Source organism: Nocardia sp. NPDC004654 (assembly GCF_040609595.1).
Taxonomy (GTDB): domain Bacteria; phylum Actinomycetota; class Actinomycetes; order Mycobacteriales; family Mycobacteriaceae; genus Nocardia.
In genome coordinates this window covers 699,933-722,190 of record NZ_JBEXKI010000003.1, presented here as the reverse complement: position 1 = coordinate 722,190, position 22,258 = coordinate 699,933, and the positions used below count along the sequence as shown (strand labels likewise).

Annotated in this window: 20 protein-coding genes; 12 read left to right on the top strand and 8 right to left on the bottom strand. The window is 69.5% G+C overall.

Annotated elements, in window-relative coordinates:
• Position 1 precedes the first annotated feature (1 nt).
• Complete coding sequence (locus ABZV58_RS13110) at positions 2-703, top strand: DUF2334 domain-containing protein (RefSeq protein WP_355000333.1); 702 nt, start codon at positions 2-4, stop codon at positions 701-703.
• Between the two features lie 81 nt (positions 704-784).
• On the opposite strand, the gene ABZV58_RS13105 is transcribed toward ABZV58_RS13110, so the two are convergent.
• Positions 785-2,194 (bottom strand): glutamate decarboxylase, encoded by a 1,410-nt coding sequence (locus ABZV58_RS13105; RefSeq protein ID WP_355000332.1) that lies wholly within the window; start codon positions 2,192-2,194, stop codon positions 785-787.
• Positions 2,195-2,526: 332 nt separating this feature from the next.
• Here ABZV58_RS13105 and ABZV58_RS13100 point away from each other — a divergent pair, with 332 nt between their 5' ends.
• Entirely contained in the window at positions 2,527-3,888 is a 1,362-nt protein-coding gene (locus ABZV58_RS13100) for a dipeptidase (RefSeq protein ID WP_355000331.1), read from the top strand.
• A 39-nt stretch (positions 3,889-3,927) separates the two neighbouring features.
• Here ABZV58_RS13100 and ABZV58_RS13095 read toward each other — a convergent pair whose 3' ends face one another.
• A complete protein-coding gene (locus ABZV58_RS13095) occupies positions 3,928-4,572 on the bottom strand; it encodes an MBL fold metallo-hydrolase (protein WP_355000330.1) in 645 nt (214 codons plus the stop codon).
• Between the two features lie 112 nt (positions 4,573-4,684).
• Between ABZV58_RS13095 and purS the strand changes: the two genes are divergently transcribed.
• Positions 4,685-4,921, top strand: a complete 237-nt coding sequence (gene purS / locus ABZV58_RS13090) for a phosphoribosylformylglycinamidine synthase subunit PurS (RefSeq protein WP_067791321.1) — start codon at positions 4,685-4,687, stop codon at positions 4,919-4,921.
• Positions 4,918-5,595: a phosphoribosylformylglycinamidine synthase subunit PurQ gene (gene purQ, locus ABZV58_RS13085; protein WP_355000329.1), complete on the top strand. Its 678-nt coding sequence runs from the start codon at positions 4,918-4,920 to the stop codon at positions 5,593-5,595. The genes purS and purQ overlap by 4 nt, the downstream gene beginning before the upstream one ends.
• Positions 5,596-5,671: 76 nt before the next feature.
• On the opposite strand, the gene ABZV58_RS13080 is transcribed toward purQ, so the two are convergent.
• A complete protein-coding gene (locus ABZV58_RS13080; RefSeq protein WP_355000328.1) occupies positions 5,672-6,748 on the bottom strand; it encodes a substrate-binding domain-containing protein in 1,077 nt (358 codons plus the stop codon).
• Positions 6,749-6,801: 53 nt separating this feature from the next.
• Between ABZV58_RS13080 and ABZV58_RS13075 the strand changes: the two genes are divergently transcribed.
• Positions 6,802-7,227 carry a MarR family transcriptional regulator gene (locus ABZV58_RS13075; RefSeq protein WP_355000327.1) on the top strand — a complete coding sequence of 142 codons (426 nt, stop codon included), beginning with the start codon at positions 6,802-6,804 and terminating at the stop codon, positions 7,225-7,227.
• 62 nt (positions 7,228-7,289) lie between these two features.
• On the opposite strand, the gene ABZV58_RS13070 is transcribed toward ABZV58_RS13075, so the two are convergent.
• Complete coding sequence (locus tag ABZV58_RS13070; RefSeq protein WP_355000326.1) at positions 7,290-8,363, bottom strand: ABC transporter substrate-binding protein; 1,074 nt, start codon at positions 8,361-8,363, stop codon at positions 7,290-7,292.
• Between the two features lie 133 nt (positions 8,364-8,496).
• On the opposite strand from ABZV58_RS13070, the gene ABZV58_RS13065 reads away from it, so the two are divergent.
• Positions 8,497-9,780 carry a M18 family aminopeptidase gene (locus ABZV58_RS13065; RefSeq protein ID WP_355000325.1) on the top strand — a complete coding sequence of 428 codons (1,284 nt, stop codon included), beginning with the start codon at positions 8,497-8,499 and terminating at the stop codon, positions 9,778-9,780.
• 40 nt (positions 9,781-9,820) lie between these two features.
• On the opposite strand, the gene ABZV58_RS13060 is transcribed toward ABZV58_RS13065, so the two are convergent.
• Complete coding sequence (locus tag ABZV58_RS13060; RefSeq protein WP_355000324.1) at positions 9,821-11,149, bottom strand: glycosyltransferase 87 family protein; 1,329 nt, start codon at positions 11,147-11,149, stop codon at positions 9,821-9,823.
• A 359-nt stretch (positions 11,150-11,508) separates the two neighbouring features.
• Between ABZV58_RS13060 and purL the strand changes: the two genes are divergently transcribed.
• Both purL and ABZV58_RS13050 read left to right on the top strand, forming a co-directional pair.
• A complete protein-coding gene (gene purL, locus ABZV58_RS13055; protein WP_355000323.1) occupies positions 11,509-13,803 on the top strand; it encodes a phosphoribosylformylglycinamidine synthase subunit PurL in 2,295 nt (764 codons plus the stop codon).
• An 18-nt stretch (positions 13,804-13,821) separates the two neighbouring features.
• Positions 13,822-15,549 carry an alpha/beta-hydrolase family protein gene (locus ABZV58_RS13050; protein WP_355000322.1) on the top strand — a complete coding sequence of 576 codons (1,728 nt, stop codon included), beginning with the start codon at positions 13,822-13,824 and terminating at the stop codon, positions 15,547-15,549.
• A 72-nt stretch (positions 15,550-15,621) separates the two neighbouring features.
• Here ABZV58_RS13050 and ABZV58_RS13045 read toward each other — a convergent pair whose 3' ends face one another.
• Positions 15,622-15,909: a YiaA/YiaB family inner membrane protein gene (locus ABZV58_RS13045; protein ID WP_355000321.1), complete on the bottom strand. Its 288-nt coding sequence runs from the start codon at positions 15,907-15,909 to the stop codon at positions 15,622-15,624.
• A gap of 160 nt (positions 15,910-16,069) precedes the next feature.
• On the opposite strand from ABZV58_RS13045, the gene ABZV58_RS13040 reads away from it, so the two are divergent.
• The 3 genes from ABZV58_RS13040 to ABZV58_RS13030 all read left to right on the top strand — a co-directional run bounded on the left by ABZV58_RS13040 (position 16,070) and on the right by ABZV58_RS13030 (position 18,973).
• Positions 16,070-17,803, top strand: coding sequence for an alpha/beta hydrolase (locus tag ABZV58_RS13040; protein WP_355000320.1), 1,734 nt, complete (start codon positions 16,070-16,072; stop codon positions 17,801-17,803).
• Positions 17,800-18,483 carry a CPBP family intramembrane glutamic endopeptidase gene (locus ABZV58_RS13035; RefSeq protein ID WP_355000319.1) on the top strand — a complete coding sequence of 228 codons (684 nt, stop codon included), beginning with the start codon at positions 17,800-17,802 and terminating at the stop codon, positions 18,481-18,483. Before ABZV58_RS13040 ends, ABZV58_RS13035 begins: the two co-directional genes overlap by 4 nt.
• Positions 18,484-18,574: 91 nt before the next feature.
• Positions 18,575-18,973, top strand: a complete 399-nt coding sequence (locus tag ABZV58_RS13030; protein WP_355000318.1) for a sterol carrier family protein — start codon at positions 18,575-18,577, stop codon at positions 18,971-18,973.
• A 121-nt stretch (positions 18,974-19,094) separates the two neighbouring features.
• On the opposite strand, the gene ABZV58_RS13025 is transcribed toward ABZV58_RS13030, so the two are convergent.
• The gene (locus ABZV58_RS13025; protein WP_355000556.1) at positions 19,095-20,366 is read right to left on the bottom strand and encodes an ABC transporter permease; all 1,272 of its coding nucleotides are present in this window, start codon (positions 20,364-20,366) and stop codon (positions 19,095-19,097) included.
• A 213-nt stretch (positions 20,367-20,579) separates the two neighbouring features.
• Here ABZV58_RS13025 and purF point away from each other — a divergent pair, with 213 nt between their 5' ends.
• Positions 20,580-22,160 (top strand): amidophosphoribosyltransferase, encoded by a 1,581-nt coding sequence (purF, locus tag ABZV58_RS13020; RefSeq protein WP_355000317.1) that lies wholly within the window; start codon positions 20,580-20,582, stop codon positions 22,158-22,160.
• Here purF and ABZV58_RS13015 read toward each other — a convergent pair.
• Positions 22,100-22,252, bottom strand: a complete 153-nt coding sequence (locus ABZV58_RS13015; protein WP_355000316.1) for a hypothetical protein — start codon at positions 22,250-22,252, stop codon at positions 22,100-22,102. The two genes, purF and ABZV58_RS13015, sit on opposite strands and share 61 nt — an antisense overlap.
• Positions 22,253-22,258: the final 6 nt, after the last annotated feature.

The window sequence follows — 22,258 nt, the reverse complement described above, 5'->3', positions numbered from 1 at the left end:
CATGAACGCTGAGCTGATCGTGTCCGTGTCGGGTATCCGGGACACCACTCGAGACGCCGCGATCGAATTCGCCGCGGAGATGGATCGCCGCGACGTGCGGTTGTCGCTGCTGGTGGCGCCGCGGTTGAAGGGCAAGTACCGGCTGGTCGACGACCTGGCGACGCAGGCATGGCTGCGCGGCAGGCGGGCCCGCGGCGACGCCATCGTGCTGCACGGCTACGACCAGGCGGCGACCAAGCGGCGCAGGGCCGAGTTCGCGACGCTGCCCAAGCACGAGGCCAAGCTGCGGCTCACCGCGGCCGACCGGGTGCTGGAGCAGGTGGAACTGCGCACCCGGCTGTTCGCCGCGCCGCGCTGGGACGCCTCGGCGGGGGCCATCGCCGCGCTGCCCGAGACGGGTTTCCGGCTGGCGCTCGGGCTCACCTCGATCCTCGATCTGGAGCGCAACGCGGCGCAGAAGTCGCGCGTCTACGGCATCGGCGAAGGTTTCCGCGCCGAGCCGTGGTGGTGCCGCGCCTTGGTGATGGGTGCGGCGCGGACCGCGCGGCGCGGCGGCGTGCTGCGCTTGGCGATCTCCGCGGCGCAGTTACAGCGTTCGGGTCCGCGCCAGGCGATGCTGGACGCGGTGGATCTGGCGCTGTTCCACGGCGCGGTCAGCGATGTGTATCGGTGGGAGCCGATCGACCTGATGCGCGCGGCCTGAGGGTCGCGGGCGGAGGTACGCCCGCCGCCGGGAATGGCGATCGGTGGCGGCGGGCGCACCTTCGCGTACTCGGCCGCGGGACTAGGCTTGTTCGGCGGTGGTCTTCGGTTGCGCGGTGGGAACTTTCGGCGTCGCGTTGTGCGTGAAGCCGCCCGCTTCCGCCCTGGTCAGCGAGACCGTCAGCGGATGGTCGGCCAGCTGCCGCACGCTGCGTTCGATGTCGGCGAGCAACAGGTCCACCATGTCGTGGGTGAAGCCGTGCCGGATCACCGCGCGCATGATCGTCTCCGATCCGCGATCGGGCGGCAGTGGGTACGCGGCGATCAGCCAGCCGCGGGTGCGTAGCCGATCGGACAGGTCGTAGAGGTTGAAACCGGGCGAGCCGGTCAGCCGCCAGCACACCGCGGCGATGCCGCGACCCGGATCGCCGTCGTGGATCAGCTCGAACCCGTCGAACTTCCGCAACCCGTCCGCCAGATGTCCCGCGACCCGGTAGATCGCCTCCTGCAACCGCGTGTAGCCGAGCCTGCCGAGCCGGATGAAGTCGTAGTACTGCGTGATCACCTGCCCGCCGGGCCGGGAGAAGTTCAGGTTGAAGGTGGCCATGCTGCCGCCGAGATAGTCGACGTCGAAGATCAGCTCCGCGGGCAGGTCGTCGGCCGTGCGCCAAATGGCCCAACCCGCGCCGAGCGGGGCGAGACCGGTCTTGTGGCCGGAGGAGTTGATCGATTTCACCCGCTCCAGGCGGAAGTCCCACACCACGTCGGGGGCGGTGAACGGGGCGAGGAAACCGCCGCTCGCCGCGTCCACGTGCAGCGGGATGTTCAAGCCCTTCGCGGACTGGAGATCGTCGAGCGCACGCGCCATGCCCGCGACGTCCTCGAAAAGTCCCGTGTAGGTCTGCCCGAAATTGGCGACCACCATGATGGTGTTCTCGTCGCAGTGCGCGGCGACGTCGTCGGGGTGCATGGTGAGCCGGTCGCCGCGCAACGGCACCTGGCGAATCTCGACGTCGAAGTAGCGGGCGAACTTCTCCCAGCAGACCTGCACGGGTCCGCAGACGAAGTTCGGCGTGCCCGAGCCGCCCCGCTTGCGCCAGCGGAACTTGGCGGCGAGCCCACCCAGCATCGCGGCCTCGCTGGACCCGGTGGTCGAGGTGCCGAGCGTGGTCGCGGGATCCGGGGCGTGCCAGAGGTCGGCGAGCATCCGCGCGCAGCGGCGCTCCAGTTCCGCGGTCTGCGGGTATTCGTCCTTGTCGACGATGTTCTTGTCCAGCGACTCGTTCATCAGCCTGCGCGCTTGGTCGTCGACCCAGGTGGTGCAGAAGGTGGCGAGGTTCATCCGGGAGACGCCGTCGAGCAGCAGCTCGTCGTGCACGATCTGGTAGGCGACCTGCGGAAGGACTTCCTTGTCCGGGAAACTCTCTTTCGGCGCGGGATGGTCGATCGCAGGCAGTGCGAACAGATCGTCGAAATCCGGTGCGGCGGGCATCGGGGCCTCCCAGCAATGCTGCTCAAAGATTGCCACGGATTGGTTTCTGCCCTCATTCTGCAATGAATTGCTTGTACAAGCGGTAGTTTCGCCCCGAGAGGGTGGATGCTGAGCGGCTACTGGTGCTCGGTCCGGCGTTCCGTCGACGACATCACGACCGACGCGGCCCGGCCCCGGCAACCGCTCGGCGACCGGCGATCGCGATACGGTGATCGCCGTCGAATCGGCGCCAGCACTGTGCGCGAATTGCTTCAGCGCCGTGTGGACCGGCTCGGCATCCACCTCGACGAGGTGCGAATCGACGCTCGACGACACGACGAAGTGAGCTGCCCATGACTTCCGACGATCCGCATACCGCCGAGCTGCGCTCGCGCGTCGCGGGGCTGATGCCGCAAGCCGAACGCGATCTCGCGCAACTGGTTTCGTTCAAGTCCGTGGCCGACGCGCGGCAGTTCCCCGCCGAGGAGTGCGAGCGCGCCGCGCAGTGGGTGGCCGACGCGTTCGCCGCGGTCGGGCTGACCAAGGTCGGGTTGCACGAGACGCCGGACGGCAGCAAAGCCGTCATCGCCTCGCGTCCCGCGCCTCCCGGGGCGCCGACTGTGCTGCTCTACTGCCACTACGACGTGCAGCCGCCGCTGGACGAGGCCGCGTGGCGGACGCCCGCCTGGGAGCTCACCGAGAAGGACGGTCGCTGGTACGGGCGCGGCGCGGCGGACTGCAAGGGCAACATCGTCATGCACCTGACGGCCCTGCGCGCTGTCGGATCCGAGCTACCGGTGGGCGTCACGCTGGTCGCCGAGGGCTCGGAGGAGCAGGGGACCGGGGGGCTGGAGAAGTTCGTCGTCGCCAACCCGGATCTGCTGCGCGCCGACGCCATCGTGATCGGCGACTGCGGCAACTTCGCCGCGGGCGTGCCGACCTTCACCGAAACCCTGCGCGGCAACGTCAACGTGCTCGTCACCGTGGAAACCCTTGCCGGACCGCTGCATTCGGGCATGTTCGGCGGTGCGGCGCCGGACGCGCTCGCCGCGCTGATCCAGGTGCTCGCCACGCTGCGCGACGCCGACGGCAACACCACCGTCGCGGGGCTGGACAACCGGCAGACCTGGGACGGTGTGCAATACGACCCCGACCGCTTCCGCAACGACGCGGGCGTGCTCGGTGGAGTCGCGCTCGCCGGCGACGGTACGGTCGCCGAAATGCTCTGGGCCCGACCGGCTCTCACCGTGCTCGGCATCGATGCGCCGCGGGTGGTCGGCTCGACGGCGTCGATTCAGCCCGCCGCCCGCGCCCGGCTGAACCTGCGCATTCCCCCGGGCATCACGCCGGAACACGCGCACCGCGCCCTCGTCGCCCACTTGGAGGCGAACACCCCGCTGCACGCGAAGCTCACCATCGAGCTGGAGGGCGAGGGAGCGCCGTTCCGCTCCGCCAGCGGCGGCCCCGCGCGCGCGGCCATGGACGCCGCGCTGGTCGCCTCCTACGGCTGGCCGACCACCACCCAGGGCCAGGGCGGTTCCATCCCGCTGTGCAACGTCTTCGCCGACACCTATCCCGACGCCGAGATCATGCTGATCGGCGTCGAGGAGCCGAAGTGCCTCATCCACGCGCCCAACGAAAGCGTGGACCCGTCCGAAATCGAACACATGGCACTGGCTGAGGCGCTTTTCCTGACCAGCTACGGTCGCGGCTGAAGGTCGCATTCACCCCTGAAGCCGGTCGACGGCGATCGTTCAGAATTCGCGCTGGTTCTCCGGTTCCAGCACGGTGAATTCGGTTCCGTCCGGACCCATTTCGGCGAGCCTGCCGAAGTAGATGCCGCGGGCCTCCTCTTGGATGATGCCGAAGTGGATGGGCAGCGCGGTGCGCGGGGCGACGGCGCGCAAGTAGTCGACCGCCTCGCTGATCCGCATCCACGGCGCGGCGGCGGGGATGGCGAGCACGCCGACCGGGACCGGCGGGACCCAGAGCGAGTCGCCGGGGTGCACGAGCTGGGCGGGGTCGTCGGCGGTGCCGAGCTGGAAGACCGTGTTGTCGATGACCGGAATGTCCGGGTGGATCACCGCGTGCCTGCCGCCGCCACCGGTGATCTGGAGGTCGCCGAGCCGCAGCACGTTGCCCGCGTGCACGGCCTCCCACCGTCCGCCGCGCTGGGCCGCGGTCTGCGGATCGGACAGCACCCTGGCCTGCGGGTTGGCCTCGAGCAGCGCGTCGATGCGGTTCGGGTCGATGTGATCGGGGTGCTGGTGGGTGACGGCGATGGCGTCCAGGCCGGTGATGCCCTCGAAGCCGTGCGAGAACGTGCCCGGATCGAAGAGCACCTTCGTGCCGTGCAGCTCGACGAGGATGCAGGAGTGGCCGAAATGGGCTATGCGCATTCCGCCATGCTATTGGCAGGGTGTCGATTTTCACCCGACCCCGCAGGTAGCTCGCGCGACCGGAACAACTAGGCTGCTCAGGTAACCCCCCACACCACCTGAGGAGCAACGCGTGGCACGAGTCGTGGTCGAGGTGATGCCGAAGGCCGAAATCCTGGATCCGCAGGGGCAGGCCATTGTCGGCGCGCTCCCGCGCCTGGGATTCGCCGGGATCGGTGATGTGCGGCAGGGCAAGCGATTCGAGCTCGAAGTGGACGAGAGCGTCAGCGACGCCGAGCTCGAGCAGATCGCCGAAGGCCTGCTCGCCAACACCGTGATCGAGGAGTGGAAGGTGGTTCGCCTCCCATGACGGCGCGCATCGGGGTCATCACCTTTCCCGGCACGCTCGACGACGTCGACGCCGCGCGCGCGGTGCGCCTCGCGGGCGCCGAGGCGGTCAGCCTGTGGCACGCCGACGCCGATCTGAAGCAGGTCGACGCGGTCGTCGTGCCGGGCGGCTTCTCCTACGGCGACTACCTGCGCGCGGGCGCCATCGCCCGGTTCGCGCCGGTGATGGGCAAGGTCGTGCAGGCCGCGGGCCAGGGCATGCCGGTGCTCGGCATCTGCAACGGCTTCCAGGTGCTGTGCGAGGCCGGTCTGCTGCCCGGCGCGCTCACCCGCAACGAGGGTCTGCACTTCATCTGCCGCGACGAGTGGCTGACCGTCGATTCGGTCTCCACCGCGTGGACGTCTCGGTACGAGCCGGGCGCGCAGATTCTGGTCCCGCTGAAGTCGGGCGAGGGCCGCTACCAGGCCTCGGCCGCCGTGCTCGACGAGCTCGAAGGCGAGGGCCGGGTGGTCTTCCGCTACTCGGGCGACAACCCGAACGGCTCGCAGCGCGGCATCGCGGGCATCGCCTCGGCCAACGGACGGGTGGTCGGTCTGATGCCGCACCCCGAGCACGCCACCGAGCCGCTGACCGGCCCGAGCGACGACGGTCTCGGACTGTTCCTCTCGGTGCTGGACACCCTGGTCTCGGCCTGACGCGACACCCCGGCCCGGATCGTTCCGCGCTCCCGCATCGGGAGCCGGTCGGTCCGGGCCGTTTCGCGTTCGTGGGTCACCAGATGCGGTCGATGATGTCGAATTCGACGCCATCGGCCCGCGCCAGATAGCCGGGCTGGATCGCCTGATTGCCGACGAATCCCCGTGGCCCGCCCGGGGTTTGGAAGTGCACGCCGTCGGCGAGCGCGCATTGCAGGCTCGGCACGTCCAGCGAGCCGACGGTCTCGGCCAACCCGCGCAGCGCGTGGATGGCCTCGTAGGTGGCGTTGCTGAAGGTGGTGAGCGCGGGCGCGAAGCTGCCGTGCATCCTGCGATATCGGGCCTTGCGATCTCGGCCGTCGGTGAGCTTCTCGTTCAGGAAGAAGCTGGACGGCACGTAGAGATTGTGATTGGCCTCGGCGCCGCCCGCGAGCAGCACGTTCTCGTCGGCGGCCGGGCTGACCCGCACCTGGTCGGCGGCCTGTCCCATGGCGCAGAACTGGCGGTTGAACCGCGCGACGTCCGCGCCGACCATCAGGATGATGACGCCCTCGGCCCGATCCAGATCGGGGTGCAGCAGGAACTCGCCGAAGCTCGGCGTGCCGAGCGGGACGAAGCGTTCCAGCACGATGGCGTCCGGGTCGATCAGGCTGCGCCGCACCGCTTTCGCCGTCTCGCGCGGCCAGATGTAGTCGTTGCCGATGATGGCCCAGCGGCGCACGCCGAGTTCCCTGCCGAGCCAGCGCACCGCGGCGACGGTGTGGCCCGCCGGGTGCTCGCCGACCAACAGCACACCGGGCAGTTCGTCGGGCAGGCCCTCGTGACTGACCGCGAACAGATACGGCACGCGACCGTCGTTCGCCTTCGCCACGGCTCGCCGCACCGCGGAGGTGTGCCAGCCGGTGATCGCGTGCACCATGCCGGTGGCCAGCAGCGCGGCCACCTCGGTCGCGACCTCGGCGGGCGGCCTGCCGCCATCGATATTCGTGGTACGAATTTCGCGCCCCAGAATTCCGGCGCCTCGGTTGATTTCGGACGCCGCGAGCGAAATGGCAGCGTCGCAGGAAGGCGCGAAGATCCCGCCAGGTCCCTGCATGGGAACTATGTTCAGGATCTCTATCGTGCCGTCTGGGCTCTCGCCGACCGCTGACATTCGGTACTCTTCTTCTGGTTCGAACGAAATACAAAAGCAGGCGGGGAAAATCAATGACGACCATTCTAAGCGGATATGTCACGCTGCATGGGGCGCTGCGTGCCGCGGAACGACGGTGGCTGCGTAACCTCGATGCCGCTTTGTGCGCGAGGCAGCTTTCGCCGGATCAGTGGTCGATGCTGTGCAATCTGTCGACCGAAAACGGCATCACGATGAGCGAATTGGCCAACCGCTCGCAATTGGCGCCGTCCTCGGCGACCAGGCACGCCGACTTCCTCGCCGAGCGCGGACTGATCTTCCGGGTGGCCGCGGAGGAGGACCGGCGGCGCATTCTGATCGGGCTGAGCAGGCTGGGGGCCGAGCTGGTCGCTTCGGTGCGGGCCGAGGAGGAAATCGCCGAGCGTCAGTTGCAGAACAAGATCGGCGCGCGGCGCTACGCCGAGCTGAAGCGGCTGCTGGAGCTGGTCGCCGAGGCGTAGTCGGCGCTGTCGTTGGCCGTGCGCGGGCGTCGCGGCGGCGGAGAAACGTCAAGGGGGGTTGCTCACACCACGGTGAGCGTCTCGAAGTCGACGCCCGTCGCGCGCGCGACCAACGTCGGCTGGACGATCTGATCGCCGCGGAAGGTGAACTCGCCGGACGGGCCTTCGAGCACCGGACGGTCGGCCAGCGCGCCGTGGATGCGCGCCGTCTCGAACGAGCCCGCGGTGTCGACCACGGTGCGCAACGCGTGCAGCGCGCGGTAGGCGCCGTTGGCGAATCGGCTGAAGGCGGGGGCGAATCCGTGGTGCAGCCGCAGGTATCGGTCGAGCAGATCGCGGTGATCCGCGCTGCGCCGATCGGGAATCACGCTGGAGGGCACGTAGATATCGCGGTTGGCGTCGAGTCCGCCTGCCAGCAAGACGTTTTCGTCGATGGTCGGGCCGGTGCGGAACTGGCGGCCAGCGCGTCCCGCCGCGGTGAACGCCCGGTTGAAGCGGGCCGCGTCGGCGCCGATCAGCAGCAGGATCACCCCGTCGGCCGCGTCCAGCCGGGGATCGTCGAGCACGGCGTCGAAATTCTCGGCGCCGATCGGCACGAAGTGTTCGGCGACCACCGTGTGCCGCGGCGCGAGGACCTCGCGCAGCGTGGGCGCGATCCGGCGCGACCAGAGATAGTCGCTGGCCACCACGGCCCAGCGCCGGGCGCCGAACTCCCGGTGGAGCCAGTCCACCGCGACCAGCGTCTGGATGCCTGGATGCTCGCCGATCATGAAGACGCCCGGTTCTTCGCCCGCGAGTCCGTCGTGGCCGACGCCGAACAGGCACGGCGCGCGACCGGCCGCCGCGCGCATGATCGCGACGCGGTTCTCCGGCATCGGGATGCCGGTGACGGCGTGCACCATGCCGGTCGCCAGCAGGGCCGAGACCTCGTCGTAGACGCGCTGCGGCGGACCGCCGCCGTCGATCGTGGTCACGCATACCTCGCGACCGAGAATGCCGGTGCCGCTGTTGATCTCGGCCACGGCCAGATTCGCGGCCGCGACGCAGGACGGCCCGATGATGGCGCCCGCGCCGTGCAGGGGTGCGATGTTGACGATCTCGACGGCGTCGTGGTGCCGCCCGCTCGGCAGTGTCATGCGAACCCCTGCCCTTCACGCGAGATTGCTGAATGTTCTCGTTCGCAGCCTGGGCGTCAGTTTAGCGGCGGTGGCGGAAGTTGCCACGCGCCTCGGACGGCCGCGGCGGTGGTCGGCCCCTAGGATCGCTCCCATGCCCGTTTCCGCGACCGCCGCCACGGCCGATGGTCTGTGCGCGTTCATCGATGATTCGCCCTCGCCGTTCCACGTGGTCCGCACGGTCGCGCGGGAGCTGGACGCGCACGGCTTCACCCGGCTCGAGGAGGCGTCGGTCTGGCCCGGCGAGGCGATCGGACGCCGTTACGTGGTGCGCGGTGGTTCCCTGGTCGCCTGGTCGGGGACGGGCCCGGACGCCCCGTTCCGCGTCGTCGGCGCGCACACCGACAGCCCGAACCTGCGGGTGAAGCAGCACCCGGATCTGGCCTCCGCCGGGTGGCAGCTGGTCGGGCTCGAGCCCTACGGCGGCGCGTGGCTGAACTCGTGGCTGGACCGCGAGCTCGGCATTTCGGGCAGGCTGACGGTGCGCGTCGGAAACAAGGTGCGCGAGCAGCTGATTCGCATCGATGAGCCGATCCTGCGGGTGCCGCAGCTGGCCATCCATCTCTCCGAGGACCGGCGCGGCGTCACGCTCGACCCGCAGCGCCACGTGAACGCGGTGTGGGGTGTCGGCGACCTGCCGCGCTCGTTCCTGGCCTTCGTCGCCGAGACCGTGGAGGTGGATCCGGCCGCGGTGCTCGGCTGGGAGCTGATGACGCACGATCTCGAGCCGAGCAGGCTGGTCGGACGGGACCGCGATCTGGTCAGCGCGCCCCGGCTGGACAATCAGGGCACCTGCTACGCCGGACTGCACGCGTTCCTCGCCGCGGTGGAGGATCCGGGCGCGTCGACGCCGGTGCTCGCCATGTTCGATCACGAAGAGGTCGGCAGCCAGTCCGATCGCGGCGCCCAGTCCGACCTGCTGCCCGCCGTGCTGGAGCGGATCGTGCTGGCGCGCGGTGGCGGTCGCGCCGAATACCTTGCGGCCCTTGCCGGTTCGATCTGCGCGTCCGGCGACATGGCGCACGCCACCCACCCCAACTACCCCGAGCGGCACGAGCCCGCGCACCGCATCGAGATCAACGGCGGACCGGTGCTCAAGGTCAACCAGAACCTGCGCTACGCCACCGACGCCACCGGCGCGGGCGCCTTCGCCCTCGCCTGCGACCAGGCGGCGGTCCCGTTGCAGCGCTACGTCCACCGCGCCGACCTGCCCTGCGGTTCCACCATCGGCCCGATGACCGCCGCCCGCACCGGCATGCCCACCGTCGACGTCGGCGCCCCTCAACTCGCGATGCACTCGGCCCGAGAACTGATGGGCGCCAACGACGTTCCCGCCTACGCGGCGGCTCTCGCGGCGTTCCTCACGCCGGTGGAGTAGGGCGCTCGGGCTACCGGCCGCCCGAGGACTTCTTCGGCGGTCACGTCACGTTGGCCGGGGCGGCTTCGGTGGTGCGGGTCACGACGGGGCGGTAGGTGATCACCGCGAAGACGAAGATGGTGAAGGTCACGAGGACGTAGCTGCTGCCGAGGAGTTGTTGCCACCAAGCCCAGTCCAGTTCGCGGTCTTTGGAATGGGGGAGCAACCAGTGGGGGCCGATGAGGAACAGGATGGTCAGGGCGGCGACGGTGGTGGTGAACCAGCGTCCGCGCGGGGTTCGGGCGCGGCCTTCGCGGGTTCGGGCGATGGCGTCGGCGGCGACGACGAGGGCGGGCGCTACCCAGACCCAGTGGTGTGACCAGGAGACCGGCGAGACGAGCAGAACCGCGGCGGCGTTCACCAGTAGCGCGGCCACGGTGTTGCCCGCGGCGATGAGCCGGTGCATCCAGATCGCGGCCAGCGCGACCGCGACCACCGAGAGGGTGATCCAGATCAAGGTGGCCGCCGAATCGGAGACGCCGAGCCGGAAGGCCATGCCCTTGAGCGACTGGTTGCCCGCGAAGTACGGCGGGCCGATGCGGCCGGTGTCGGAGAGCGTGTGGAACCAGTAGTCCACCGAATCGCTTGGGAAAAGCAGGAATCCGATTCCGACCGCGCCGATCGCCGAGACGACCAGGGTCCCCGCGGCTTTCCAGTCTCTGCGCAGCAGGAAGTACAGCAGATAGCCCGCGGGAATCAGCTTGATCGACACCGCGATCCCGATGAGCATGCCGCGCGGCCAGAAGGGCTTGCGCACCAGGCAGTCCAGCGCGACCGCGGCCATCAGCACCAGGTTGATCTGGCCGAAGCCGTAGGTCTGGCGCACCGGTTCCAGGAACCCCGCCGCCGCGACCGCGGCGATCACCAAGGGCAGCATGGCCGTCCGGTCGAGTTCCGGCCGAATCCTGGCAAGCACCAGCCACAGCGTGATGCCCAGGCTGCCGATCGAGGTGGCCAGCACGAGCACCTCGGCCAGCGGCAGCGGCATCAGCGCGAGCGGAGCGAAGAACAGCGCGGCCAGCGGGGGATAGGTGAACGGAAGGCCGATGCCGAACACCGGCGGCATCGGGCCGTACAGCTCGCCGCCGTCCAGCCAGACGCGCGCGCCGTTGCGATAGACCCGCAGATCGATGTACCCGCCCCACCAGTGCACCAGCAGCGAGACCACCGCGGAGACCAGGAACAACGCGAGCGCGGCGCCGAGCCAGCGCAACTGCTTCGATGCCAACGGCGAACGCGGCGACGAGTCGGCAGTGGATTCGGCGTCACCCGGTTGCGCATCCGCTCTGGCAACCTCGGCCGAATTCGCAACCCCCGATCGTTCGCTCACCCGGACAGAGTAATAAACACCCCCGACCCCGGTCCGGTCGCTAGGCCTGTCTCGACGTCCCCTCCGTCGCCGCTACGCCCGAGACCGTCGCCGAGACAACCCGGTGTCGGCTCCGCCTCGACGGGCGACCGATCTCCGTCCGCGGCGGCATCCGGCCGGACTCCGGGACCGGCACGGCCGGAAGAAGGCGGAGGTACGCGCGGCGCCGGACGCGGCCGTGCCCCTCACCTGCGGGCCCACACCACCCGCCCTCTAAACTGACCCCAGGCATCTCGCCGCAATTTCAGTGCCGACGTTCGCCGCTGCACCGCGCGCGTTCGCCCACCCCGATGGCCCGGCCGAAAGGACCCTGGTACTCCGTGACTCCGCAGGTCGACACCGTCAGCGCAGCCGCAGCGACCCCAGATGTCGCGCAACCCTACAAAGAGCTGGGTCTCAAGGACGACGAGTACGCCCGCATCAAGGAGATCCTCGGTCGTCGGCCCACCGACGCCGAGCTGGCGATGTACTCGGTGATGTGGAGCGAGCACTGCTCCTACAAGTCCTCCAAGGTGCACCTGCGCTACTTCGGGCAGACCACCACCGACGAGATGCGCGAGTCCATGCTCGCGGGCATCGGCGAGAACGCCGGCGTGGTCGACGTTGGCGACGGCTGGGCGGTCACCTTCAAGGTGGAGAGCCACAACCACCCGTCCTACGTCGAGCCGTACCAGGGCGCGGCCACCGGCGTCGGCGGCATCGTGCGCGACATCATGGCGATGGGCGCGCGCCCGATCGCGGTGATGGACCAGCTGCGCTTCGGCGCGGCGGACGCGGCCGACACCCGCCGCGTCGTCGACGGCGTGGTGCGCGGCGTCGGCGGCTACGGCAACTCGCTCGGCCTGCCGAACGTCGGCGGCGAAACCGTGTTCGACGCCTCCTACCAGGGCAACCCGCTGGTCAACGCGCTGTGCGCGGGCGTGATGCGGGTCGAGGACCTGCACCTGGCCTTCGCCTCCGGCACCGGCAACAAGATCATCCTGTTCGGCGCGCGCACCGGCCTCGACGGCATCGGCGGCGTCTCCGTGCTCGCCTCGGACACCTTCTCCGGCGACGAGTCCGGCACCGGACGCAAGAAGCTGCCCAGCGTCCAGGTGGGCGACCCGTTCACCGAGAAGGTGCTCATCGAGTGCTGTCTCGAGCTGTACGCGGCCAAGCTGGTCGTCGGCATCCAGGACCTCGGCGGCGCCGGACTGTCCTGCGCCACCTCCGAACTCGCGGCGGCGGGCGACGGCGGCATGCACATCGATCTGACCAAGGTCCCGCTGCGCGCGGCCAACATGACGCCCGCGGAGATCCTCTCCAGCGAATCCCAGGAGCGCATGTGCGCCGTGGTCACCCCCGAGAACGTCGAGGCGTTCATGGCGGTGTGCCACAAGTGGGACGTGCTCGCCACCGTCATCGGTGAGGTCACCGACGGCGACCGCCTGGTCGTCACCTGGCACGGCGAGACCGTGGTGGACGTGCCGCCGCGCACCGTCGCGCACGAGGGCCCGGTGTACGAGCGCCCGGTGCAGCGCCCGGACTACCAGGACGCGCTGATCGCCGACACCCCGGACAAGCTTTCGCGTCCGAAGACCCCGGAGGAGCTGCGCGCGACGCTGCTCCAGATGATCTCCAGCCCGCAGCTGTGCAGCCGCAAGTGGATCACCGAGCAGTACGACCGCTACGTGCGCGGCAACACCGTGCTCGCCGAGCACGCCGACGCTGGCGTCATCCGGATCGACGAGCAGACCGGCCGCGGCATCGCGCTGGCCACCGACGCCTCCGGCCGCTACACCAAGCTGGACCCGTACACCGGCGCGCAGCTCGCGCTCGCCGAGGCCTTCCGCAACGTCGCCACCACCGGCGCCACCCCGAAGGCCGTCACCAACTGCCTGAACTTCGGCTCGCCGGAGGACCCCGGCGTGATGTGGCAGTTCCAGCAGGCCGTGCGCGGTCTCGCGGACGGCTGTGTGGCCCTTGGCATTCCGGTCACCGGCGGCAACGTCAGCTTCTACAACCAGACCGGCCAGGACGCCATCCTCCCGACGCCGGTCGTCGGCGTGCTCGGCGTCATCGACGACGTGCACCGCCGCATCCCCACCGGCCTCGGCCTCGAGCCGGGCGAGACGCTGATCCTGCTCGGCGAGACCCGCGACGAGTTCGGCGGTTCCATCTGGTCGCAGGTCGCCCACGATCACCTCGGCGGCGAACCGCCCAAGGTCGACTTCGCGCGCGAACAGCTGCTTGCCGAGATCCTGACCTCGGGCTCGCGCGACGGCATGATCAGCGCCGCGCACGACCTGTCGGAGGGCGGCCTCGCGCAGGCCGTGGTGGAGGCCGCGCTGGCGGGCGAGACCGGTTGCCGCATCTTGCTTCCCGAGGGCGCCGACCCGTTCGTCACGCTGTTCTCCGAATCGGCGGGCCGGGTGCTCGTCGCGGTGCCGCGCTCGGAGGAGACCCGGTTCACCAAGATGTGCGACGCGCGTGAGCTGCCGTGGGTGCGCATCGGCGTGGTCGACCAGGGGTCGGATTCCGTCGAGGTGCAGGGCCAATTCTCGGTTACCATGGCCGAATTGCGCGACGCCTACGAGGGCACGCTGCCGAAACTCTTCGGAGCCAGCGCGATCTGACCCCACCGGGAGGCTCGGATGGTTACCGCTGAGCTACGCGACGGGGCCGGCCGAGTGGTCGGTCTCGTCGAGCGTTTCTTCCATCCGAACTACGTCGGTCTCGTCGTCGCCACCCTGTTCTTCTGCTGGTCGCTGACGCCGTCGCTGCTGCCGCGCGACTGGTTGTTCCAGGGCTTGGTCAGCGGCGTCAACGCCGCGATCGGCTACGGCGTCGGCTGTCTGCTCGACCTGGCCTACGGCAAGTGGATCGCGCCGCGGGTGCAGTTGCCCGCGGCGCTGGCACTGCCGGGATGGCTCGCCGGTGTTGTCAAGACGCTCGTCGTGCTCGCGTGCGTGGTGGTCGCGATCGTCATGTTGGTGCAGTCGGCGCGCTGGCAGCGCGAGATCACCGCGCTGATGGGCATGGATCAGACCACCACCTCCGGCTATCTGCGCACGGGCGCGTTGAGCGCGGCGGTGGTCGCCGTAGTGATCGGGCTGTTCCGCGCGGCGCGCCGGTTGGTCCGCTGGGTGGCAGGCGAATTGGTGAAGTGGGTGCGCGTCCCGCGCCGGATCGCGCTGCCGATCGGCTTCGTCACCGTGGCCGTGGTCGCCGTGCTGCTCGGCAACGGCGTGCTGGTGCGCGTCTTCTTCGACGCGGCGAATTCGGCGTTCAGCGTGCGCAACAGCAACACCTCGCCGAACGCCACCCAGCCGCAACAGCCCGAAAGGTCCGGCAGCCCAGCATCGTTGGCGGCGTGGGACACACTGGGCTCGGAGGGACGCTGGTTCGTGTCCTACGGACCCGACGCCGCGGCGATCGAGCGGGTCACGGAGAAGCCTGCGCGCGAACCGATTCGCGTCTACACCGGCCTGGAGTCGGCCGAGGATCCCGAGGCGCAGGCGGAATTGGCGATCGACGAACTCGAGCGCACCAAGGCGTTCGAACGCAAGGTGCTCGTCGTGGTGACAACCACCGGCACCGGCTGGGTCGACTCCACCAGCGTGGAATCGATCGAGATGATGTTCGGCGGCGACACCGCCGTGGTCGCGACGCAGTATTCCTATCTGCCGAGCGTGCTTTCGTTCCTCTCGGACCGGGCCAAGGCCACCGAGGCCGGAAAGCTGTTGTTCGACAAGGTCTACGAGCACTGGTCGGCGCGTCCAGCGGAATTGCGCCCGAAGCTGTTGGTCTACGGCGAGAGTCTGGGCTCGCAGGGTTCGGAGGGCGCCTTCAGCGGTCTCGCCGACCTGCGGACGCGCACCGACGGCGTGCTCTGGGTCGGACCGCCCAATTCCAACCGGATCTGGCGCGAGTTCGTCACCCGGCGCGATCCGGGTTCGCCGGAGATCCTGCCCACCTACGCCGATGGTCTCGTCGTCCGATTCGCCGACGAACGCGCCAACCTGTGGCAGGCGGGCGCGACCTGGCTCGACCCGCGCGTGCTCTACCTCCAGCACGCCACGGACCCGGTGGTGTGGTGGTCGCCGGATCTGCTGTTCGACGAACCGGATTGGCTGCGCGAGCCGCCCGGACCGGACGTGTCGCCGCGCATGGGCTGGTATCCGATCGTCACGTTCTGGCAGGTCGCCGCCGACCTGCCGAACGCGCAGCGGGTCAGCGACGGCCACGGCCACCGCTACGGCACGCTGGTGCTCGACGCCTGGGTAGCCATCGCCCAACCGCCGGACTGGACGGCGGAACTCTCCGACCGGGTCCGCCGGTATCTGGAGGAATCCGCCGATCGGGAACGCGGGCTGAAATAGCGAACGCCCACCCGGTGCGGGCCCGAACCCCTCGTCGCCGGGCTCGCCCGAGTGGGCGCCGTCCGTCGCCGGTCAGAGTGGTTTGAACGGATCGTGTTCGGCCATCAGCTTTTCCATCCGTGCCGCGTCGATGCGGTTGGTGGTCGAGTTGGCCTCGTGCTGGTCGCGCACCACCTTGGCCAGGGTGAAGGTGCTGGTCACCAGGAACAGCACGGTCATGCCGAGGAAGCCGCGCTGCCAGACGTCCAGTGGAAGGTAGAAGATGCCGACGCCCGCCCCGAACAAGCTGATGCCGAACGCGATCGCGGCCTGCGCGACGTAGGCCGAGGTGGCTTTCGGCGCTGCGTTTGGAGTGCTCATGGGTAACGAGTCTGCGGGTTGGGAGGCCCGCGCGGCCCCGTACAACTACTCGAGCACGGTGGGTAATTGCCGCGCGACCCGGCTGTGATGTGCGCCCGCGCCGCAGGGGGCGGCACGGGCAACCCGCCCGGCCGTCGGTGCGGAGCGCCATACTGTTCGAGTGCTCGAGAAGGCAGACACCCTGACGAAGCTGCGTGCCCGCGGCGTCGTCGCGGTGCGCCGGGCCGAGGACATCATCGACCTCAACTACGTCGGGCTGGTCGTCGCGACCATCTTCTTCGCGCTGTCGGTGACGCCGTCGCTGGTGCCGAGGGACTGGCTGTTCCAGGGCCTGATCTCGGGCATCAACGCGGCGCTCGGCTACGGCCTCGGCTGCGTGCTCGAATGGCTGTTCCGGATCTGGGTGCGGCCGCGGCTGAAGATTCCCGGACCGCCCACCTGGGTGCGCTACGCGCTCAAGACCGCGATACTGCTCACCTCCGCACTGGCCGCCGCCCTGATGCTGGTGCAGTCGGCGCGCTGGCAGCGCGAGATCACCGCGCTGATGGGCATGGAGGGCACGACGACGCCCGCCTACCTGCGCACCGGATTGTTGAGTGTGGCGGTGGGCGCCGCGGTGGTCGCGGGTTATCGGACCGTGCGCGAGATCATCCTGTTTCTGGCCCGCCAGCTCAACCGGTGGGTCCGGGTACCGCGCGAGCTGGCGCCCGCCGCGGGAGCACTGGTGCTCGTGGTGCTGGTGGTGACGCTGTTCAACGGCGTCGCCTACCGCGCGTTCTTCGCCGCCGCGAACTCGGCGTTCAGCGTGCGCAACGACCACACCTCGCCCAACGCGGTGCAGCCGCAGCTGCCCGAGCGCTCGGGCAGCCCGGCGTCGCTGGCGAAATGGGAGACGCTCGGCTTCGAGGGTCGCTGGTTCGTCTCGCACGGACCGTCGGCGAGCCGCATCGCGGCGGTCACCGGGAAACCGGCGCGCGAACCGATCCGGGCCTACGTCGGGCTGGAGTCGGCCGACGGCGGCGCGGAGCAGGCCGCGCTCGCGGTCGAGGAGTTGGAGCGCACCGGAGCCTTCGACCGGAAGGTGCTCGTCGTGGTCACCACCACGGGCACCGGCTGGGTCAATTCCCTGGCGGTGGGCGCGATCGAGTACATGTACGGCGGCGACAGCGCCATAGTCGCGACGCAGTACTCGTATCTGCCGAGTGTGCTCTCGTTCCTCGCGGACCGCGGCAAAGCGGCCGCGGCGAGCGAGCGGCTCTTCGACGCGGTGTACGAGCACTGGTCGGCGCGCCCGCCGGAGTCGCGGCCGAAGCTGCTGGTGTACGGCGAGAGCCTCGGCTCGCAGGGTTCGGAGGCCGCCTTCGACGGCCTCGCCGATCTGCGCGCCAAGGTGGACGGCGCGCTGTGGGTCGGTCCGCCGAATTCCAACCGGCTGTGGCAGCAATTCGTACAGCGGCGCGACCCCGGTTCCCGGGAGGTGGAGCCGGTGTACGCCGACGGGCTTGTGGTCCGATTCGCGGACGACGCCGCCGATCTCGCGCGTCCCGACAGCGAATGGCGGGCGCCGCGCATCGCCTATCTCATGCACGCCTCCGACCCGATCGTCTGGTGGTCGACGGATCTGATCTTCTCCCAACCGGATTGGTTGTCGGAGCCGCGCGGCTCGGACGTGTCCTCGCAGATGCGGTGGGCGCCGTTCGTCACGTTCTGGCAGGTCGCCGCGGATCTCACCAACGCGCAGGGTGTTTCGGACGGGCACGGGCACCGCTACGGCAGCCTGGTGCTGGACGGTTGGGCCGCCATCGCGGCACCGCCCGGTTGGAACGCCGAACTGGCGGAGCGGGTTCGGTTCCAGCTGGAAGCGGCGGAGGAGTTCGAGCGGGAGACCAAGTGAGTGCCGGGCCGGTTCTGAAGGCGCTCGCGGGAACCGGCCTCGCCTTGGTGTGGAGCAACCTGGTCCTGCCGGGGCTCGAACTGGATCAGCGTGGGCGAACGGCGGTAAACGCCTGCTTCGCTACCGGTTACGGGCTCGCGCTCGGCGGGCGATCCCACTGGTGGTCGGGCAAAGGTGCGCGGGTTGGTGCTGCGGCCGGTTCGCTGGTCCTGGCCGGTTACGGTGCGGCCGTGGCGATTCCGGCGCTGCGCGAGAGTCTGCGTGAGTTCGCCGCACCGGAACAAGAGGTTTCGGATGTCGAGTGGGTCGCCGTGCACATCCCGATCGGCACCGTCTACAGCGAGGAGCTGATCTTCCGCTCCACGCTGGAACCGCTGCTGGACAACGCTTTCGGCGCGCGCCTCGGCAGACTGCTCGGCGCCGCTACTTTCGGTCTGTGGCACATCCATCCCGCCCGCGCGGGTTCCGAACCCGTTGTGCCGACAGTGCTGCTCACCGCGGTCGGCGGCGCGCTCTTCGGTCAGCTGCGCCGCAGCACCGGAAGCACGACCGCGCCGGCCCTCGTGCACTACGCGATCAATGCGGGCGGCGTAGTCGCGCGCCGGACCGCTCTGAAGTCGCTGTTCCGGGAGCGAGTACCGCGCTTGGCGTCCCACACATCCTCTATGCGCCTCACATAGCCACCGCCTATGTGAGGCGTGCGAAAGGTGTGTGCCAGGCGGCGTAGCTTCGGTGTCTCGTCGGTCGGGGCCGCTGGGTAACCTCGGCCGGGTGGGACGACGAGCGACGGTGGACCCGGCGGAGACCCGGGCGGCGGTGGCGGCGGTGAGTGCTTGGTTGCGTGATGAAGCCGCGGAGCAGCCCGCGCGGCCCGAGCTGGCGGCGGCGGTCAAGACGACCGTGCGCACGCTGGCCGCGAACGCGCCCGGCCATTCCGTCGAGGTGCGGGTGCCGCCGTTCGTCGCGGTGCAGTGCATCGAAGGGCCCCGCCACACTCGCGGCACCCCGCCCAACGTCGTCGAGACCGACCCGCGCACCTGGCTGCTGCTCGCCACCGGACTGCTCGATTTCGACACCGCCGTCCGCTCGGGAGCTCTCACCGCCTCCGGCAGCCGCGCCGCCGAGGTCGCGCATTGGCTGCCGATCCTGCGTCCGGCCGATGAGATGTGACGGGACCCAGGCGGCTCGTCCTGGTCGGCGTCGCTGCGTGTGGACACCGAATTCGCCTCGGCGCGCGGGGTAGGCCGTCGACCATCCGCCGGGCGAATGCCGCCCCGTCACCGCGGGAGGATCAGGCCGCCGCGGGCGCGGGCCGACCGCGATGCAGACCCTTGTAGTCGTAGTAGCGGGTGATGACCGCCCCGAGCACGAGCCCGATGACGAGCCCGGCCAGCGTCATCCAGAAGCCCCGCGTCAACCCCGCCGGTCCGCTGGCGTCGAAGTACAGGATCGACCGAACGGCCAGGAACACCTGGTGCATCGGCTCGAAATGGGCCAGCCAGCCGAAGTATTTGGGCGTCGCCTCGATCGGCACCGTGCCGCCCGACGAAGGCAAGCCGAGCACGATGAACAGGATCAGGTTCACCAGCAATCCCGCCGAGCCGATGGCCGCGAGGATCGACAGGCCGGTGATGCCGACCGCGATGATCGCGAACGCGCCGTAGAGGAACAGTGCCAGCGGATTGTCGAGCGGCATGCCGAGCGCCTTGGCCACCAGCATGTAGATCAGCGAGACGACGGTGCCCATGAGAATCATCACGCCCCACTTGAGCAGCAGGGTCTTGAACCGGGAGATCGGAGTGGGCGGGAAATGCACGTACCACGGGCCGTACTCGGTGGGCACGAAGCCGAGGTTGGCGTCCACCATGGTGTGGATCGTCATCGAGCCGATCACGCCCGCGAGCAGCAACAACAGGGCGTAGAAGAACGCGGTGAGACCCTGCCCGGTGTTGCTCGGCAGCGGGCGGTACTGCTCGACGATCAGTTGCAGCGGACTGGCCAGCGCGATACGGGTGGCTCCGCTGAGCTCGGGCGCCTGTCCGCCTTCGGGCGGTGTGAGCTGAGCCTCCACCTGCCGGGTCAGCTCCTGGCCTACCTGCTTGTTCACCTGGGGGAACGCCGTGTCGCCGACGCGGACGACGATCGAGGAGGCGTAGGTGCCCGCGCGCGGGTTGGTCTGGAGCGTGATGATGGGCTGCTCGATATCGCCCGGCACCACGCTGCCGACGCCCAGGATGCCGAGCCGCTTGCTGAAGTCGCTGGGGATGATGATCGCGCCGTAGATTTTGCCGGACTGCATCTGCCGCTCGGCCTCGCTGATCCCGATGACCCGCAGATCGATCTGATCGGCGGGCACGGACTTGCGCAGCCCGTCGGCCACCTGGTCGCCGAAGTTCACCCGCCGTTCCTGACCCGGCGAGCCGAACGTCTCGCCGACATCCTGGTTGACCAGCGCGATCGGGAAGTCGTGCAGATTCTCTTCGGGATCGACCACGTAGGCCAGGTACATGATCCCGAGCAGCGTGGTCAGCAAGGTGAGCACGATCATGGGTGCGCCGACCATGCGCAGTAGCGAACGGCGGTCGAGCCGCCGAGCGTTCGGATCCGTCCCGCGGGTGCTGTCCGTAGTCGCCACTAATGGACGGTACCGCCGCGGCCGCGCGATTTCGGTGAATCGACACGGGATTGCTCCGGGGATGCGGTGGCCGTGATCGCGATCGAATTTTCACCCGTAGAATGACTGGTGCCCCCAGCCCGCCCGAACAGGGAGCAAACGGTGACCAACGCCGAAGTATCGGTCGACAACCTCGCAGCCACCCCCGATGAGGACGAGAACGAGCCACGCGAGGAGTGTGGTGTCTTCGGTGTCTGGGCGCCGAGCGAGGACGTGGCGAAGCTCACGTACTACGGCCTCTATGCGCTGCAACACCGCGGTCAGGAGGCGGCGGGCATCGCGGTCTCGGACGGTCAGCAGATCTTGGTCTTCAAGGATCTCGGGCTGGTCTCGCAGGTGTTCGACGAGCAGACGCTGGCCGCCATGCCGGGCCATATCGCCGTCGGCCACTGTCGCTACTCCACCACCGGCGGTGTGACGTGGGAGAACGCGCAGCCGATCTTCCGCACCACCGCGGTCGGCTCCGGACTCGCGCTGGGACACAACGGCAATCTGGTCAACACCGCCGAATTGGCAAGCCGGGCACGGGAACTCGGACTGATCGGTAACCCGGTCTCCGGCGGCCGCCCGCAGCCGGTCGGCGCGACCTCGGACTCCGACGTGATGACCGCGCTGCTGGCGCACGCCGCCGCGGATTCCAGCATCGAGCAGGCCGCCATGAAGCTGCTTCCGACGCTGAAGGGCGCCTTCTGCTTGACCTTCATGGACGAGCACACCCTGTACGCGGCGCGCGACCCGCACGGCGTCCGACCGCTGTGTCTGGGCAGGCTCGAGCGTGGCTGGGTCGTTGCCAGTGAGACGGCCGCCCTGGACATCGTCGGCGCGGCCTTCGTGCGCGAGATCGAACCGGGCGAACTGCTGGCGATCGACGCCGAGGGCGTTCGCTCCATGCGCTTCGCCAACCCCGAGCCCAAGGGCTGCGTCTTCGAGTACGTGTACCTGGCCAGGCCCGACTCCACCATCGCGGGCCGCTCGGTGCACGCCACCCGCGTCGAGATCGGCCGCAGGCTGGCCAAGGAGCGTCCGGTCGACGCCGACCTGGTGATCCCGGTGCCGGAATCGGGCACGCCCGCCGCCGTCGGTTACGCGCAGGGTTCCGGTGTGCCCTACGGGCAGGGCCTGATGAAGAACGCCTACGTGGGCCGCACCTTCATCCAGCCGAGTCAGACGATTCGTCAGCTGGGCATCCGGCTCAAGCTGAACCCGCTGCGCGAGGTGATCCGCGGCAAGCGGCTGATCGTGGTGGACGACTCGATCGTGCGCGGCAACACCCAGCGCGCCCTTGTGCGGATGCTGCGCGAGGCGGGCGCGCTGGAGATCCACGTGCGGATCGCCTCGCCGCCGGTGAAGTGGCCCTGCTTCTACGGCATCGACTTCGCCTCGCGCGCGGAGCTGATCGCCAACGGCGCGGGCGCCGACGACAGCTACGACGACATGGTCGAGAACGTGCGCCGCTCGATCGGCGCCGACAGCCTCGGTTACATCTCCACCGAGGGCATGATCGCCGCCACCGAGCAGCCGCGCACCCGCCTGTGCTCCGCGTGCTTCGACGGCAGCTACCCGATCCCGCTGCCGCAGGAGGCATCGATCGGCAAGAACCTGCTGGAGGGCATGCTGACGGGTCAGCCGGAGTCGGTGCTGCTGGGCGAGAACGCCAACGCGAGCGCGCTGAGCAGGCCGTAAGTCCGCTCGGCGCGGGAGGCGAGCCACCGCGCGAACGCGGCGTCCAGCTCCGCTTCGGTGGGGACCGCGGTGAAGACCGGTTCCCGGTCCACCTTCGG

Excerpts from the sequence above, each read along its gene's own strand:
- ABZV58_RS13110 (WP_355000333.1), top strand. The coding sequence starts at position 2 with ATGAACGCTGAGCTGATCGTGTCCGTGTCGGGTATCCGGGACACCACT.
- ABZV58_RS13105 (WP_355000332.1), bottom strand. The coding sequence starts at position 2,194 with ATGCCCGCCGCACCGGATTTCGACGATCTGTTCGCACTGCCTGCGATC.
- ABZV58_RS13100 (WP_355000331.1), top strand. The coding sequence starts at position 2,527 with ATGACTTCCGACGATCCGCATACCGCCGAGCTGCGCTCGCGCGTCGCG.
- ABZV58_RS13095 (WP_355000330.1), bottom strand. The coding sequence starts at position 4,572 with ATGCGCATAGCCCATTTCGGCCACTCCTGCATCCTCGTCGAGCTGCAC.
- purQ (WP_355000329.1), top strand. The coding sequence starts at position 4,918 with ATGACGGCGCGCATCGGGGTCATCACCTTTCCCGGCACGCTCGACGAC.
- ABZV58_RS13080 (WP_355000328.1), bottom strand. The coding sequence starts at position 6,748 with ATGTCAGCGGTCGGCGAGAGCCCAGACGGCACGATAGAGATCCTGAAC.
- ABZV58_RS13075 (WP_355000327.1), top strand. The coding sequence starts at position 6,802 with ATGACGACCATTCTAAGCGGATATGTCACGCTGCATGGGGCGCTGCGT.
- ABZV58_RS13070 (WP_355000326.1), bottom strand. The coding sequence starts at position 8,363 with ATGACACTGCCGAGCGGGCGGCACCACGACGCCGTCGAGATCGTCAAC.
- ABZV58_RS13065 (WP_355000325.1), top strand. The coding sequence starts at position 8,497 with ATGCCCGTTTCCGCGACCGCCGCCACGGCCGATGGTCTGTGCGCGTTC.
- ABZV58_RS13050 (WP_355000322.1), top strand. The coding sequence starts at position 13,822 with ATGGTTACCGCTGAGCTACGCGACGGGGCCGGCCGAGTGGTCGGTCTC.
- ABZV58_RS13045 (WP_355000321.1), bottom strand. The coding sequence starts at position 15,909 with ATGAGCACTCCAAACGCAGCGCCGAAAGCCACCTCGGCCTACGTCGCG.
- ABZV58_RS13025 (WP_355000556.1), bottom strand. The coding sequence starts at position 20,366 with ATGGTCGGCGCACCCATGATCGTGCTCACCTTGCTGACCACGCTGCTC.